The 16,214-nt window shown below is 38.3% G+C and carries 9 protein-coding genes; 7 read left to right on the top strand and 2 right to left on the bottom strand.

Features of this window, described 5'->3' with window-relative positions; genetic code table 11:
• Positions 1 to 337: 337 nt before the first annotated feature.
• Together H344_RS0106530 and H344_RS19785 are read right to left on the bottom strand one after the other, a co-directional pair.
• The gene (locus H344_RS0106530; RefSeq protein WP_026809580.1) at positions 338 to 1,846 is read right to left on the bottom strand and encodes a RagB/SusD family nutrient uptake outer membrane protein; all 1,509 of its coding nucleotides are present in this window, start codon (positions 1,844 to 1,846) and stop codon (positions 338 to 340) included.
• Positions 1,847 to 1,865: 19 nt separating this feature from the next.
• The gene (locus tag H344_RS19785; RefSeq protein ID WP_084148745.1) at positions 1,866 to 5,042 is read right to left on the bottom strand and encodes a SusC/RagA family TonB-linked outer membrane protein; all 3,177 of its coding nucleotides are present in this window, start codon (positions 5,040 to 5,042) and stop codon (positions 1,866 to 1,868) included.
• A gap of 453 nt (positions 5,043 to 5,495) precedes the next feature.
• On the opposite strand from H344_RS19785, the gene H344_RS0106520 reads away from it, so the two are divergent.
• The 7 genes from H344_RS0106520 to H344_RS0106490 all read left to right on the top strand — a co-directional run bounded on the left by H344_RS0106520 (position 5,496) and on the right by H344_RS0106490 (position 16,207).
• Positions 5,496 to 6,368 (top strand): AraC family transcriptional regulator, encoded by an 873-nt coding sequence (locus H344_RS0106520; RefSeq protein ID WP_026809579.1) that lies wholly within the window; start codon positions 5,496 to 5,498, stop codon positions 6,366 to 6,368.
• Between the two features lie 97 nt (positions 6,369 to 6,465).
• Positions 6,466 to 7,791: an L-fuconate dehydratase gene (locus tag H344_RS0106515; protein WP_026809578.1), complete on the top strand. Its 1,326-nt coding sequence runs from the start codon at positions 6,466 to 6,468 to the stop codon at positions 7,789 to 7,791.
• A gap of 35 nt (positions 7,792 to 7,826) precedes the next feature.
• Complete coding sequence (locus H344_RS0106510; RefSeq protein ID WP_026809577.1) at positions 7,827 to 8,603, top strand: SDR family NAD(P)-dependent oxidoreductase; 777 nt, start codon at positions 7,827 to 7,829, stop codon at positions 8,601 to 8,603.
• A 185-nt stretch (positions 8,604 to 8,788) separates the two neighbouring features.
• Positions 8,789 to 11,032 carry an alpha-L-fucosidase gene (locus H344_RS0106505; RefSeq protein WP_034256251.1) on the top strand — a complete coding sequence of 748 codons (2,244 nt, stop codon included), beginning with the start codon at positions 8,789 to 8,791 and terminating at the stop codon, positions 11,030 to 11,032.
• A gap of 210 nt (positions 11,033 to 11,242) precedes the next feature.
• Positions 11,243 to 13,594 (top strand): PDZ domain-containing protein, encoded by a 2,352-nt coding sequence (locus H344_RS0106500; RefSeq protein ID WP_026809575.1) that lies wholly within the window; start codon positions 11,243 to 11,245, stop codon positions 13,592 to 13,594.
• 13 nt (positions 13,595 to 13,607) lie between these two features.
• The gene (locus H344_RS0106495; RefSeq protein WP_034256249.1) at positions 13,608 to 15,206 is read left to right on the top strand and encodes a sulfatase family protein; all 1,599 of its coding nucleotides are present in this window, start codon (positions 13,608 to 13,610) and stop codon (positions 15,204 to 15,206) included.
• Between the two features lie 143 nt (positions 15,207 to 15,349).
• Complete coding sequence (locus H344_RS0106490; protein WP_026809573.1) at positions 15,350 to 16,207, top strand: fumarylacetoacetate hydrolase family protein; 858 nt, start codon at positions 15,350 to 15,352, stop codon at positions 16,205 to 16,207.
• The last annotated feature ends 7 nt before the right edge of the window (positions 16,208 to 16,214 follow it).

The following is a 16,214-nucleotide window of genomic DNA, read 5'->3' as shown; positions in this document are numbered from 1 at the left end:
ATGTACTTGGTTCTTTTTGTAGGACCAATTTAATATAGATAAAACGTAATCTTATTTTTTTGCAGCTCTTTCTATTAGGAAGAGCAGATAGTGCAATATAGATTAATAAACGGAGGTGTGCTACCTCTATAAGTACCGATGCTGATACGTTTTTTGCTCATAATGAGGTTTTTACTGTTTGTGGCTTCCTAGAAGTTTAGTAAAAGTATAATCAGCATTATTTAAATTAGTTGCTAATTGGGGGTGTTTAATCGTAAACAGTGCTGAAATGTAAAAGGCATGAATAGTGTTTATCTATCCATGCCTTATCAATGGTTATTGAATTAATTGGTTGTAATTAATACCCCGTATTTTGCTCGAGATTCGGGTTGTTTTGCATTTCTGATGTAGGTATCGGAAATAAAAGTTCTCTCTCGGTCAAAGCTTTATTTGGTAAATAAGAGAAGTTGTGACCAATAAAATCCCTCAACTCATTAGTTTCAGGGTTATACGCTTTTCTCCATCTAACCATGTCGAACCAAGTTTGGTTTTCAAAACTTAACTCATGTACTTGTTCAATTCGTACAGCTGTCCTAAAGTCATCCTGTGAAAGCCCTGCTAAGTCGGCAAGTTCAGCTCGCTGTCTAATCTTATTAACTGCATTGTAGGCCTCTGTTGAAGGTCCGCCTTCAGCTTCATTTGCGGCTTCTGCATACATTAGTAATACATCGGCATATCTATAAATAGTCCAATTTAAGTCAGATTGTGCGCTCGCTTCATTTGCCTCAATATCAAAATGCTTATAGAGATAAGGTGCTCCCAGATTAATACTATCGTTTCGGTCTGCTTCTAAAGAGTAGTTTGTAAAGTAAAACTGCTTCTCTTCTGCTCGTTTATCTCCAGTCTCGTAAGAGTCAACAAACTCATTAGTTGAAAAGATACCACCGGTTTGGGCTGAATAAGCTGAAATCCCTAAATTATATGGTAAAATTGCTGGTTGCCAATTACCAGATTGAATATTGGCTGCAAATTGGGTCATAAAGATGTATTCACCAGTGTTTTTAGTTGATGGGTCATGCAGCTCATCATAAGTATCGAAAAGTCTAAACTCACCAGAATTAATTACCTCTTTAGCCTTGGCAGCTGCAAGCGCATAATTCTCTGTTTTCTGAAGAGGGTAGCCAGCCATAGTTAGATAAACATCTGCTAATAGAGTTTTAACTGCTCCCAAAGAAGCCCTTCCAGACGGATCTCTCCATGGTAAACTAGCGCTCTCAGCTTCTTTTAGATCGCTAATAATTAAATCATAGACTGCCTCAGGAGAAGCTTGCTCAGGGTATAATTGATCCGAACTCAAGTCTACAGAATTGGTAATAAGTGGAATGTTTCCAAACATTCTAATTAAGCCAAAATAATAGTATGCCCTCATGAATTTAGCTTCAGCAAGATAATTCTGTTTTTGGGTTTCGTTCATATTAATTTCAGGGATTTTTTCAATTGCAAGATTTGCTCTAGAAATGCCTGTATAATACTGGGTCCAAAAGCTATTTCCATACCCATTATCCGAATTGTTAATTAAATCCTTTACTAGATAAATGTTTGTAGCCTGCCCTAAAGATGTGTTGGCCAAGCCTGTAGCAAATTCTAACATTAACCAAGGGCCTCCGCCAAATCCACTTTCGGTAATTGGAATTAAAGGCTGATAGATACCATTAACAGCACTTTTTGCATGTTCAGCCGTAGTAAAATAGGTATCGGTTGTGAAGTTAGACGCATCTTCTTCATCTAAAAAATCACTACATGCTGTTGTGCATATTAATGCGGTTACCACAGCTATAGCTCTTATAAAGTTTTTATAGATTTTCATTTTTTTATCTTTTATATCGTTATAGTCCAACATTTAATCCTAGCATAAAGGTGCGAGGTCTCGGATAATCATAAAGGGAGAATCCTTGATCAAAAGCTCCACCACCATTAGAGCTTTCAGGGTCATAACCCGGGTAGCTTGTTGCTACAAAAAAGTTCTGAACTGAGGTATATAATCTTAGGCGATTTAGGTGTAATCGCTTTGCTACTTCAGGCTTAAATACATAGGATAGCATTAAGTTTCTTCCTCTTAAAAATGAAGCATCCTTTAATTTTCCAGAATCATTATTAGTGTCATACCCAGCAGCAATAGGTCTAATCTGAGCAATATGTGTATTTTGATTTTCTGGAGTCCATGCATTTAAAACGGTCTTAAAGCTATTGGCAATTGTTTGGCGGTCCTCAGCCGAATGTTCGTCCCTGTACATAACACTATTACCATACTGAAACTGTAAGTCTACCAGTAGCTCAAAATTGCCATATCTGAAGGTGTTGGAGAAGGTTCCAAAACCGTCCGGAATACCTTTTCCGATTATGGTTCTGTCATCACTATTGATAGCTCCATCGTTGTTAAGGTCGCGGTATTTAATATCTCCTGGCAGTCTGTCATATATAGCTGCTTGAGCTGCCTCATCGGTACTCCATGTCCCTTCATCAATATATCCGTAAAAAGTACTAACAGGTTCACCAACACGAATTAATGTGGATCCCAAGAAAATATCGGAACCTCCAGAAAGTTCAACAACCTCATTTTTATTAATGGAAATATTAAAGTTACTGTTCCATCCAAAAATCTCGTTATCTATATTGGTTGTATTTAAACTAATTTCGATACCCTTGTTTTCCATACTACCAACGTTTCTAAATACATTAGAAAAACCACTAGAAGAAGGTACTGGTGCATTTAGGAGCATATCTGTCGTTAATTTTCTATATACATCTATTTCCAGTCCAATACGATTATTTAAAAGTCCCAATTCTATACCAGCGTCTACTTGGTCTGTTTTTTCCCATTTTAAATCAGGATTTGCCATACGTCCTGGAACGGTATAGGCCGCACGATCACCACCGAAAATTACGGTTCCGTTAGTTAAACCGGCCAATGCTCTGTAAGCGGGTATTTCGGAGTTACCTGTAGAACCATAACTAGCTCTAATTTTTAAGTTAGAAATGGTAGAGGACTCCTTTAAAAAGTCTTCTTCAGAAGCTCTCCAAGCAAGTGCAGCAGAAGGGAAAAAAGCGAATTGATTTTCTGGACCAAATTTAGAGGATCCGTCAGCTCTACCAGTAAGGGTCAACAAATATTTATTCTTATAGTTATAGTTAACACGTCCAAAATAAGAGTTTAATCCATATGCAATCTTACTAGAAGAAGGCGCCTGAGGTTTAGATCCTGCACCAAGGTTGTTAAATCCGTAAAAGTCATCAGCAAATCCACGGGTAGATGCTCTTGCAGAAAACTCATCAATATGCTGCCAAGAAAGACCAAGCATAGCCGATAGCGAATTGTCACTATCAAAGTCTTTGTTATAGGTCAAATAATTTTCAAATTGCCATGAATTATAACGAGCATTATTCACATGTGCAGCACCGTCTGGTCTGGCTATGTATCTAAGGTCTTTACCGCCATAATAATCGTTTCTTTGATTAATGATGTTAGCTCCTAGAGTGGTGCGTAGTTGTAGGTTGTCATTAAATTTAATATTACTGTAGAAATTACCCAGAACAGTCTGGGTTTTTAAGAAGTACCTACGGTCATTTGCTACTGCAACGGGGCTACCGCCACCTTCCATTCCAGGATAGTCGATGTTAGACCCCCAAGTGCCATCCTCATAACGAACAGGTATAATTGGTAAGGCCTCAAAAACTTGTCGCATTGTAGTGATACCACCACCCCCAAGTTCGTCTACTTGTTTTTCGTTTTGGTCGTTATAGCTTAGGCTACCTCCAACTTTTAGCCAGTCATTAACATCGGTATCTAAAGTAAACCTTCCTGAATATCGCTTTAACCATGATTCGATGAGTAGTCCCTCTTCATCACGGAAACCCATGAATAGTCCAAAATTAGAGTTTTCATTGCCGCCGGTAAATGAAAGTTGGTGGTTTTGGATAAAGGCATCTCTAATGGTTTCATCTTGCCAATCTGTATCGTAGAGGGGTTTCCCATTACTGTCAAAAAGTCTAGGGTCTGTCCTCTTTAATCTAGGATCGGTATATCTTCCACCTGCCCATCCATCAGGATCAAACTTTTCAGCATTGGCGTAGGCTATTTCCTCAACAAGTAAAAACTCTTCGGAATTTAGAAGGTCTAATTTTTTTGGTAAGGTTCCTAAACTAAAATCTACATCATAGTTAACATTAGTGCGTCCAGTTTTAGAGCCTTTTTTTGTGCTTACTAATATCACACCATTGGCGCCTCTTGCACCATAAATAGCTGTTGCCGATGCATCTTTTAAAACCTCGATAGATTCAATATCATTGGGGTTCATGTAGTCTATTGGTGTACTGCCATTAGGTAGGCTGGCAGCACTTAAGATAACACCATCAATTACATAGAGAGGGGTGTTTGCAATACTTACTGATGTATTTCCACGAATTCTTACGGTAGTTCTTCCGCCAGGTCGCCCTGAGCCAGAAGATACGTTTACACCAGATACTCTACCGGCCATGGCTTGGTTTAATGAGGCTGCAGGTCTTTCTGCTAATTCTTCGGCCTTTACGGAGCCCACAGCACCGGTGAGGTCACTTTTTTTCTGAGATCCGTATCCAATTAGGACCACCTCATCTAGTCCGGAAGCGCTTTCCTCAAGGTTTACGGAAATGGTGCTTTGTCCGTTTAAAGGAACTTCTTTAGAAGCAAAACCAATGTACGAAACAATAAGAATTGCATTTTCATTTGTAACGTTAATCGAAAAATTACCGTCAAAATCAGAAGTTACCCCATTGGTGGTTCCTTTCTCTACAATGTTCGCCCCTGGAAGTGGATCCCCGTGAGTATCCGTAACGGTACCGCTAACTGAATGTTGTGGAATGGAAGTATTTTTAGGATCTAATGTGGAATTCGAATTTTTGGTGTAGGTGTTGGCCTGAATCTTAAATAGTGAAATTATAAGTAAAAGGGCGGTCAGTTTCATTTTTAAATGATACGTACTAGGCCAATCCGAATGGAAGGGCTCCGCTGAGTTTATTGTTCTCATTTTTTAATAAGTTTAGTTGGTTAACTTTTTTGTTTTGCTCACTTTATTTTGTTGGAATTATCTCAACAATCTTCGGTTTTTAGTGAAAGTGATCTTATTGTTTTTTCTCTTTGTCAGTTCATTTTGTACGTGTGTTTTTAAGTTAGTATAGCTAGTTGTGTTTCTTTTGTATGTTATTATAATCCCAATTGAAAAGTTTTTGTGATTTATATAAAGCTGATTCCATAGCCTTCATTCTTTTATGAATTAACTACTCTTACAGTCAATTTTCTCTATAAGAAAGAGCTTACATAAAAATGGGAATGGTCGAAGGTATTCTGTATTTTCCATGTATTGCAACTAATATATGGTAATATTTCAATACTTTTTTTGCTTTATAAAGAAATACCATTAAAATCGAGTATATTTGTTGGCTATGGTCTAGTTGTTTTAGTTTATTACTCAAATCTTATTATGAAGCTACATTTACTTAATAGGGCTAGTTTGCAGAATAGTTCTTTTACTGTTACACAGAATAGTTTTTCTCATTTTTTAAAAGTTTGGCATTATCATCCCGAATTGGAGTTGGTGTACATTGTAAAGAGTACAGGAACGCGATTTATAGGAGATGGAATAGAAAAATTTGAGGAAGGTGAGCTAGTGCTTTTAGGGAAGAATCTGCCCCATATGTGGCTCAATGATGAGGTTTACTTTGATGAGGATGCTAGTCTGACTGCAGAAGCAATCGCTGTTCATTTTAAAGAAGACTTTTTGGGGGAGGAATTTTTAAAGGCTATAGAAATGAAGCCCATTTCTCAATTAATAAAAAGAGCGAGGCAAGGGATTAAATTCGTTAATATAGATAATAGTGTGCTAACGAAAATTAAAGATCTACTTAATATGGATCCTTTTCATAAAATCATTGGGCTATTAGAGGTGCTTCACCTACTTGCTACTCATGAGGAATATCAACTATTATCTAGTCCAGGTTTTTTAAATTCCTTTAATAAGACCGATAATAAAAGTTTAGATGAAATCTATGAGTATATTTTCAAAAACTTTAATCAGCCTATAGGGTCAAAAGATGTGGCAGAAATTGCTAAGATGAACCCTTCCGCTTTTAGTAGGTTCTTTAAAAGGGTGCATAGAAAAACATTTACCCGTTATCTTAATGAGATACGTATAGGTTACGCCTGTAAATTGCTAATAGAAAATCGGGATAACATCACCCCTGTTTGTTATGAATCTGGATTTAATAATATCTCCAATTTTAACCGCCACTTTAAATCAATTATGGGTATGTCGCCTTCTGAATATGTGAAGCTTCATACTCAAAAACAAGATTAAAGACTATTTAGGGTTAAAAAAGTATCGAAAATGAGTCTTGTTGTGGTTGAGATGTTGTAGGGGTAGTCTTAATTTTGTTGTTCTAATATGATAAATAATGAGTAAAACAATAATTACGGATGTCTTGGTGAAAGATGTTCGATTTCCAACTAGTAAATCTTTGGATGGTTCAGATGCTATGAATCCTGATCCAGATTATTCCGCTGCATATGTAATTTTGAAAACCGACCATCCAGATGGATTGGAAGGTCATGGGCTAACCTTTACTATAGGTAGAGGGAATGAGCTTTGTGCTGCAGCAATTCACTCCCTTGCTCCCTTGGTAAAAGGAAAATCTATGGAAAGTTTTATCCAGAATATGGGTGCTTTCTGGAAGATGATTACTGGAGATAGTCAGCTTAGATGGTTGGGGCCAGAAAAAGGAGTAATTCATTTGGCAACAGGGGCTGTGGTAAATGCTGTTTGGGATCTTTATGCTAAAATGGAGAAAAAGCCACTATGGAAATTATTGGCAGATATGTCTCCAGAAGAACTGGTGTCCTGTATCGATTTCACCTATATCACAGATGCTGTTACACCAGAAGAGGCATTACAGTTTCTAAAAGAAAAAGAGGCTACCAAGCAAGAAAGAATAGACTATTTGCTTAAAAATGGTTATCCTGCCTATACTACTTCTGCAGGGTGGTTAGGGTACTCGGATGATAAAATGAGACGTCTCTGTAGGGAGGCGAAAGAAGCCGGATTTAAGCATATGAAAATTAAAGTAGGTTCCGATCTACAAGACGATATGCGCCGTGCTGCCATTATCCGTGAAGAAATTGGTACAGATTTAAGGCTGATGATGGATGCTAATCAGAAATGGGATGTAGATGAGGCTATAGAGAATATGGCTAAACTTAAAAAGTTTGATCCCTGGTGGATAGAAGAGCCTACTAGTCCAGATGATATACTAGGTCACGCTAAAATTGCGAGGGCCGTAGATCCTATAAAAGTGGCTACAGGTGAGCACTGTCAGAATAGAGTGATTTTTAAGCAGTTGATGCAAGCTGAGGCTTTGGGAATCTGCCAGATAGATAGCTGTAGAGTTGGAGGAGTGAACGAAATTTTGGCCATTCTTTTAATGGCAGCAAAATTTGAAATTCCTGTATGTCCACACGCTGGTGGGGTGGGATTGTGTGAATATGTGCAACACCTGTCTATGATCGACTTCATTGCGATTAGCGGAACTCTTGAGGATAGAATAATTGAATATGTAGATCATTTGCACGAACATTTCTACGACCCAGTAGTGATTAAGAACGGAGCTTATATGCCTCCTTCATTGCCAGGATATAGTATAACCATGAAAGAGCAATCTTTGGAAGATTATAGTTTTCCAAATGGTGTTATCTGGCAGCAAGATGCGGCGGAAAAAGCGCAGTAATAAAATACGTAATAACGAATATTAAACTGACGAATATGACACTTTTTAGTTTAAAGAATAAAACAGCTATTGTTACTGGCGGTGCTAGTGGTATTGGCGAGGCTATTTCCAAAAAATTTGCTGCTCAAGGGGCTCATGTGCATATTTTGGAATTTAATGCCGAAAATGGAAATAGAGTGGTAGGAGAGATTTCTTCCGCGGGAGGCAATGCAACATTCCATGCCTGTGATGTTTCTAATACAAAGCAGGTTGCGCAAATAGTGGATGCCATAGCTGATAAACAATATATAGATATTCTGATCAATAATGCAGGTATTGCCCACGTTGGAAATTTAGAGGGAACGGCCGAAGATGATATGGATCGGATTTATAATGTGAATATTAAAGGGGTGTATAATTGTATGCATGCTGTAGTAGGAAAGATGAAGGAGAAAGGTGGAGTTATTGTTAATATGGCCTCTATTGCTTCTTCAGTTGGGATATCTGATAGGTTCGCCTACTCCATGTCTAAAGGTGCAGTGTTAACTATGACACTTTCTGTAGCAAAGGACTATTTAGAAGAGGGTATCCGTTGTAACAGTATTTCTCCTGCAAGAATCCACACACCTTTTGTAGATGGATTTATAGGAAAAAACTATCCTGGAAAGGAAGCAGAGATGTTTGAGAAACTTTCTAAAACCCAGCCTATTGGTAGAATGGGTAAACCAGAGGAAGTTGCCAATTTAGCTTTGTACCTATGTTCAGATGAAGCCTCCTTTATAACGGGAACCGATTTCCCGATTGATGGAGGGTTTATAAAATTGAATGGATAGGATTATTGGGTTAATGTAGCAATTGATTAGTGAACCAGTGTACCAATTAGTGAATGTACCAATGTACCAATGAGTCAATGTGTCAATTTGGAGATATATTAATGCGGTGATTGCTCAATTTGATAGCATAACCAGAGTGCGTATTGGTAATAATTTCGATCAACGAAAAGTGAAAGAATAATAAAATGAATAAAATATTTCAATTTTTAGCCATAGCAGTTTTTTTATCGGCTTGTGCTCAAAAACCAAAGTTCGATGCTTTGATAATGCCAGTTTCCAGTACTATTCCTGTGAAGGATACAGATACCAAGGATTCCATTATTTTAAAAGCGGCGCATGTAGTTCCTACGCCTAACCAGTACGAGGCCTTAAAAAACGAATTTATTGCGTTTATCCATTTTGGCCCAAACACTTTTACTAGAATGGAATGGGGGAATGGAATGGAGGATCCCAAGATATTCGATCTTAAAAATTTGGACACAGATCAATGGGTTAAGGCCATGAGCGATGCCGGAATGAAAAAGGTAATCCTTACAGTAAAGCATCACGACGGATTTGTGCTTTGGCAAAGTAGGTATACCGATCACGGGATAATGTCTACTCCTTTTAAAGATGGTAAGGGTGATGTGTTAAGGGAACTTTCAGAATCATGTAAAAAGTACGGTCTTAAATTAGGGGTGTATTTGTCTCCAGCAGACCTGTATCAGATAGAAAATGAGGAAGGACTTTATGGAAACTTAAGTGAATATACAGAACGCACCATTCCAAGACCAGTAGAAGGTAGGCCTTTTGAAAATAAGACCACTTTTACTTTTAAGGTTGATGATTATAACGAGTATTTCTTAAATCAGCTTTTTGAACTATTAACCGAATACGGTCCAATACACGAAGTATGGTTTGACGGTGCTCACCCGAAACGCAAGGGAGGACAGACCTATAATTACCTAGCTTGGAAAGAATTGATAAGAACATTGGCGCCAGAAACGGTAATTTTCGGAAAAGAGGATATTCGTTGGTGTGGTAATGAGGCAGGAGATACTAGAGATACCGAGTGGAATGTTATTCCGTACCTGGAGGATCCAGCAAACCTAAACAGATTTGATGATATAACTGCTGAAGATATAGGAAGTCGTGAAAAACTCTATAACGCTAAGTTTTTGCATTATCAACAAGCAGAAATCAATACTTCTATAAGAGAAGGCTGGTTTTATAGGGACGATACCGATCAGAAGGTGCGTAGTACAGACGATGTTTTTGATATTTACGAGAGATCAGTAGGTGGCAATTCTACCTTCCTACTAAATATTCCCCCAAATAGGGAAGGGAAATTTTCTCCGGAAGATGTTAGAGTATTAAAAGAGGTAGGGCAACGAATAAAAGAAACCTATACCAATAATTTATTGGACGGTTCAGATGGCCCTAATAATATCTTGGATGCGAATACGGAAAGTTTTGAGGTGTTCGATAAGGAGAATAGTGAAATAATCATAAGCACAAAAAATCCGATTACCCTTAATAGATTTGTGCTGCAAGAAGCGATTGCTACCCATGGAGAAAGAGTAGAAAAACATGCTTTGGATGCTTGGATAGATAATGAGTGGAAAGAAATAGCGGTATCTACTAATATTGGGTATAAGAGAATTTTAAGATTCCAGGAAGTAACTACTAATAAGCTAAGGGTAAGGCTAACGCAATCTAGATGGTATCCTGCAATTTCTTTTGCTGGTGCCTATTATTATAATACGCGCCCTCCGCAACTTACTATAGAAAGAAATGTTGATGGAATGGTGACAATTGCTCCTAAAAAGGAAGATTTTGGATGGAAACCTCACGGTCAGGATATTAGTGGGAATTTAAATGGTGAGTATACAATTAGGTATACCAAGGATGGATCTACTCCAACAGCAGATTCCCCTATTTATACCGAAAGCTTTATGTTCCCTTCGGGAGAGATAAACGCGGTATCCCAAATAAAGGATCAAATGGGAAGCGTAACCAGTACAGAGTTTGGCATAATTAAAAAGGATTGGAAATCATTGGGGGCAGACAGCCACACAGGAGATCAAACAGCAGAAAAGGCTTTTGATGGGAATCCCGCTACTTTCTGGAAATCTGGAGATAAAGGAGCTCCACATTATATCAATATAGATCTAGGACAAGAGTATACTATTAAAGGGTTTACTTATACTCCACAAACTGTGTCTTCGGAAGGAATGATTCAGCAGGGTAGAATACTATCTAGTGCTGATGGAAAATCTTGGAAAGCGGTAGAAGATTTTGAATTTGGAAACCTGATAAATGATCCGGTGACAAGAAAGCATGACTTTAAATCTGCCATTACCACAAGATATATCAGAGTGGAGTCTAAAGAAATTGCAGGTGGCGGTAAAGTTGCAGCAATCGCTGAGGTCGATTTTTTGGTAGACTGATTAGATAGTATTAAGTACTAAGTATTGAGTACAAAGTATTGAGTATTGAGATGTGGCTTCGACTACGCCTGCCATGGGCAGATAAACTCCGCCACCGATTGGATAAGAGATTGAGCCTGCCTACCGAAAGGTAGGGTTAGTCTAAATGTATATAGTTGAGAACCTAGGACCCAGTAGAAAGAATGTAGGTAAGATGACTTTATAATAGAAATGAAAAAAATAGTGCCATTTATTTTAATGATAGCCTTATGCTTAATAGGCTGTTCCCCATCGGTATCCGATATTTATATATCTGCCAATGGTGGTGAATCTAAAAATGGAGAACTGGTTTTTAATACTATTGAAGAGGGACTTAATACCGTTGTTCAATTGAGAAACGAAGGGGAGCAAGGTTCTTTCACAATTCACCTAATGGAAGGGGAGCATCGGTTAAGTTCCCCAATTAGGATTAAACCAGAACATGGACCTTTAAAAATAGTTGGCAAAGGTGCAGATAAGACTATAATTAAAGGATCCAAACTGCTTACCCCTAAATGGGAAAAGTATAACGAGAATATCTGGGTAGCACAATTACAAAAAGAGGATATTTTTGATCAGCTTTTTGTGGATGGAAAACAGCAAATATTGGCTCGTTACCCCAATTATAATGAGAATGGAGGGCACTGGCAAGGTCATGCTGCCGATGCTATATCCCCCGAAATAGTTAAAACTTGGTCCAATCCCGAAGGAGCAATAATCCATGCTATGCATAGTGGGGAATGGGGAGGATTCCATTACATTTCTACCGGGATCCATGAAAATGGCGAACTTATATTGTCTGGCGGACATCAGAATAACCGTCCTTCAGATATGCATAATAGGTATCGTATGGTAGAGAATGTATTTGAAGAATTGGACGCTCCAGGAGAGTGGTTCTTCGATGAGGATTACAAGTTATTTTACTGGCCTAAAGAAGGAGTAGATATTACGAATGCCATAATAGAAGGGGTTCAACAAAAGCACTTACTAGAGATAGTGGGCGTTGAGGAAAATCCGGTGCGTGATATTGGAATAAGTGGAATTCGCTTTGAACATGCTCAACGTACTATTATGGAGGAATATGAGCCTTTGCTAAGAAGCGATTGGACCATCTACAGAGGAGGAGCGATCTTCTTGGAAGGAACATACAATGTAAGCTTACAGAATTGTGAACTGACCAACCTAGGGGGTAATGCCATCTTTGTAAGTAATTATAATAGGGAGGTAACCCTATCCGAAAACCATATTCATAACGTGGGAGCATCGGGTATTAGTTTTGTAGGAAGCCCCGGAGCAGTACGGTCCCCATCCTTTCAGTATGGTGAATTTGTTCCCGTAGCAGAAATGGACTCTGTTAGAGGGCCAAAAAACAATACCTATCCTAGTAACTCTGTTGTAGATAATAATTTAATTCATCGTACGGGAAGAGTAGAAAAGCAAACGGCAGGTGTGCAAATTGCCATGGCGATGGATATAACCGTAAGCCATAACAGTATTTATGATGTGCCTAGAGCGGGGATAAATATTGGGGACGGTACTTGGGGCGGACATATACTTGAGTACAACGATGTTTTTAATACTGTACTGGAATCTGGAGATCACGGGGCATTTAATTCTTGGGGCAGAGACCGCTTTTGGCACCCAAATCGGAATACGATGAATCAGATTGTAACCGATAATCCAGAGATGCCTAAATGGGATGCCATCAAGACTACGATTATTAGAAATAATAGATTCCGCTGTGATCATGGATGGGATATAGACTTGGATGACGGTTCTTCCAATTATCATATCTATAACAATCTCTGTTTAAACGGAGGTATCAAATTACGGGAAGGATTTTATCGCACCGTAGAAAATAATATCATGTTGAATAACGGATTTCATCCTCACGTATGGTTTAAGAACAGTGAAGATGTTTTTAAGCATAATATCGTTTTTACACAGCATAAGGATATTCGTTTGGATGCTTGGGGTAAGGAGGTGGATTATAATCTTTTCCCGGACCAAGAAAGTTTGTTATACGCTCAAAATAAGGGAGTTGATAACAATAGTAGGTATGGTGAGGCTCAGTTCATAGATGCAGAAGCCGGGAATTATAAGGTTAAAGAAAGTTCTCCTGCATTGGAAATTGGATTCAAGAATTTTGAGATGGATCAGTTTGGAGTTACTAATGATAAATTGAAGTCCCTTGCTAAAACCCCTGAGAACCCTCAGCTATTTTTTGGAGAGGACAGTGATAAGGAAGCAATATTCGATTGGTTGGGTGCTAAAATAAAGAACATTACCACTATGGCAGAACGCTCGGCATCCGGATTAAATAAGACCGCCGGTGTTTTATTAGTATCCATTGAAGTGGAATCCGTCGCTGGAAATTCGGAATTACAGCAAGGAGATGTCATTGTTGCAGCAGAAGGACACCAAATAGATACGGTGGCAGATCTAATGAAAGCGTACCAAACCTATAATTGGATGGGAAAATTAAACCTTACCATTATTAGGGATCAAAAGGAAAAGAAAATTATAATAAACACAAAAATCTAAATGCTGATAGGATATGAATAGTAGATTTTTAAGTTGTTTAATTTTGGTAATAATGGCCTGGTCATTAATTTCTTGTGGTTCTACAAGCAAGAAAATGGCAGTAAAAGAGGAAACATTGCCTAATATAATCTATGTGCTTGCCGATGACCTTGGTTATGGAGATATCGCTATTTTTAATCCTGATGGTAAAATAAAGACTCCAAATCTAGATGCTATTGCTAAACAAGGAATGCGGTTTACGGATGCGCATACCTCCTCTGCAGTATGTACTCCTACTCGTTACGGGATTATAACAGGAAGGTATAATTGGAGAAGTCCTTTAAAAAGCAGTGTGCTTACCGGGAACTCTAAGGCGCTTATCCCTAATAATAGGACTACTGTTGCTTCATTATTACAAAAGGAAGGATATGAAACGGCTTTCATTGGAAAATGGCATCTGGGATGGGACTGGGCTCTTAAAGACCCTAATGTAGAATCTGGTGATGGTTGGAATCCAAACGATTTTGAAAATATTGATTTTTCAAAACCAGTAAAGAATTCACCCAAAGATTTAGGCTTTACCTATTCTTACGGCCATAGCGGGTCGCTAGATATGGCCCCTTATGTTTATGTAGAAAATGGAATGCCTACTATGGTACCCGATACGGTTACCGAAAGCAAAGATAAATATGGGTGGTGGCGAAAAGGCCCTACGGCGCGTGACTTCGATTTTGAGGATGTTACCCCAAATTTTTTTAGAAGGTCTATTGACTATGTCAAACAAAAATCCACAAGTGAAAACCCTTTCTTTTTATACTTGGCACTCCCATCACCACATACCCCAATTTTGCCCACCGAAGAATGGGCAGGAAAAAGTAATTTAAATCCCTATGGGGATTTTATGATGCTGATAGATTCTTATATGGGGCAGTTGGCAGATGCCATTAAAGAATCGGGTATAGAAAATAATACTATCGTTATCTTTACGAGCGATAATGGCTGTTCACCTGCAGCAGATATTAATGAGATGCTAGCAAAAGGGCATAGTCCTAACGGAATCTATAGAGGTCACAAGGCCGATATTTTTGAAGGAGGACACCGAGTGCCGTTTATGGTAAAATGGCCATCCACGATAAAGCCGGGTTCAGTTTCCAATAAAACGATCTGTACTACCGACCTCTTAGCTACATGTGCAGATATTGTTGGGGTAGATTTAAAGGATAATGAGGGAGAAGATAGTTTTTCTATTTTACCCTTACTAAATGATGCCAATTCTGAAGCCTATACAAGAGAGGCTACCGTACACCATTCTATAAACGGAAGTTTTGCGATTAGAAAAGAGAATTGGAAAATGATATTTAGTCCGGGTTCGGGAGGTTGGAGTGATCCCAAGCCAAATTCGGAAAATATTGGGGAGCTTCCTAAATTCCAGTTATATGACTTAGCTAATGATCCAAAAGAATCAACTAATCTTTATGGACAGTTTGAGGAAGTGGAAAAAGAACTTACTCAATTGATGGTTGCCTATATTAAGAATGGAAGAAGTACGCCTGGGGAAAATCAAGAGAACGACCCAGAAGGTTATGGAAGTAAGAATTGGAAGCAATTGGAAGTGTTTGGTGAGGAGATGTGAGGAGTGAGTACAAAGTACAAAGTATTGAGTACATAGTATTGATTATTAAGTATTTAGATATGTTTTCGCCAAGAGAGAGTATGCGCTTTGTATGAAATAATTGAAATAAGTTAAAAGGAACAGTAATTTAAAATAATAAGAAGATGAAATTAATTCGATTTGGAGAGGTAGGAAAAGAAAAACCTGGTGTGCAATTGGAAAATGGTACTAGGTTAGACGTATCTGCTTTTGGAAGGGATTACAATGAGGATTTCTTTGGAACTGACGGAATAGAGCAATTAAAAAAATGGTTGGAAGAAAATGAAAGTAGCTGCCCTAAAGTGGACGATAGCGTTCGTTTAGGAGCTCCTTTGGTTAGACCTTCAAAGATTGTATGTGTTGGACTTAATTATGCGAAACACGCAGCTGAAAGTGGAATGGCAGTACCTAAAGAACCAGTTCTTTTCTTTAAAGCCACCTCTGCTATAGTAGGTCCTAACGATGACGTTATTATCCCTAAAAACAGTGTGAAAACAGATTGGGAAGTAGAATTAGCGGTGGTTATCGGTAAAAAGGCTTCCTATGTTTCAGAAGAAAATGCGCTAGACCATGTTGCTGGTTACGTGCTGCATAACGATTATAGCGAAAGAGAATTTCAGACAGAACGTGAAGGTCAGTGGGTAAAAGGGAAGAGCTGTGACACCTTTGCTCCAGTTGGTCCTTTTATAGCTACAAAAGACGAAATTAAAGATCCTAATAACCTAAACCTTTGGTTAAAGTTGAACGGAGAGAAAGTACAAGATAGTTCTACATCCGACTTTATTTTTAACATTCAGGAAGTAGTGAGTTATATCAGTCAGTTTATGACCCTATTGCCAGGGGATATTATTTCTACTGGTACTCCGTTTGGGGTTGGACTAGGATTTAATCCTCCTAAATACTTAAAACCAGGTGATGTGGTTGAATTAGGGATTGAAGGATTGGGAACCTCTAAGCAAACAGCAAGAGCCTACCAAGGATAATAATTAG

It is taken from the genome of Arenibacter latericius DSM 15913 (assembly GCF_000424985.1).
Classification (GTDB): Bacteria; Bacteroidota; Bacteroidia; order Flavobacteriales; family Flavobacteriaceae; genus Arenibacter; species Arenibacter latericius.
This window is presented reverse-complemented; position numbering and strand designations above follow the sequence as displayed.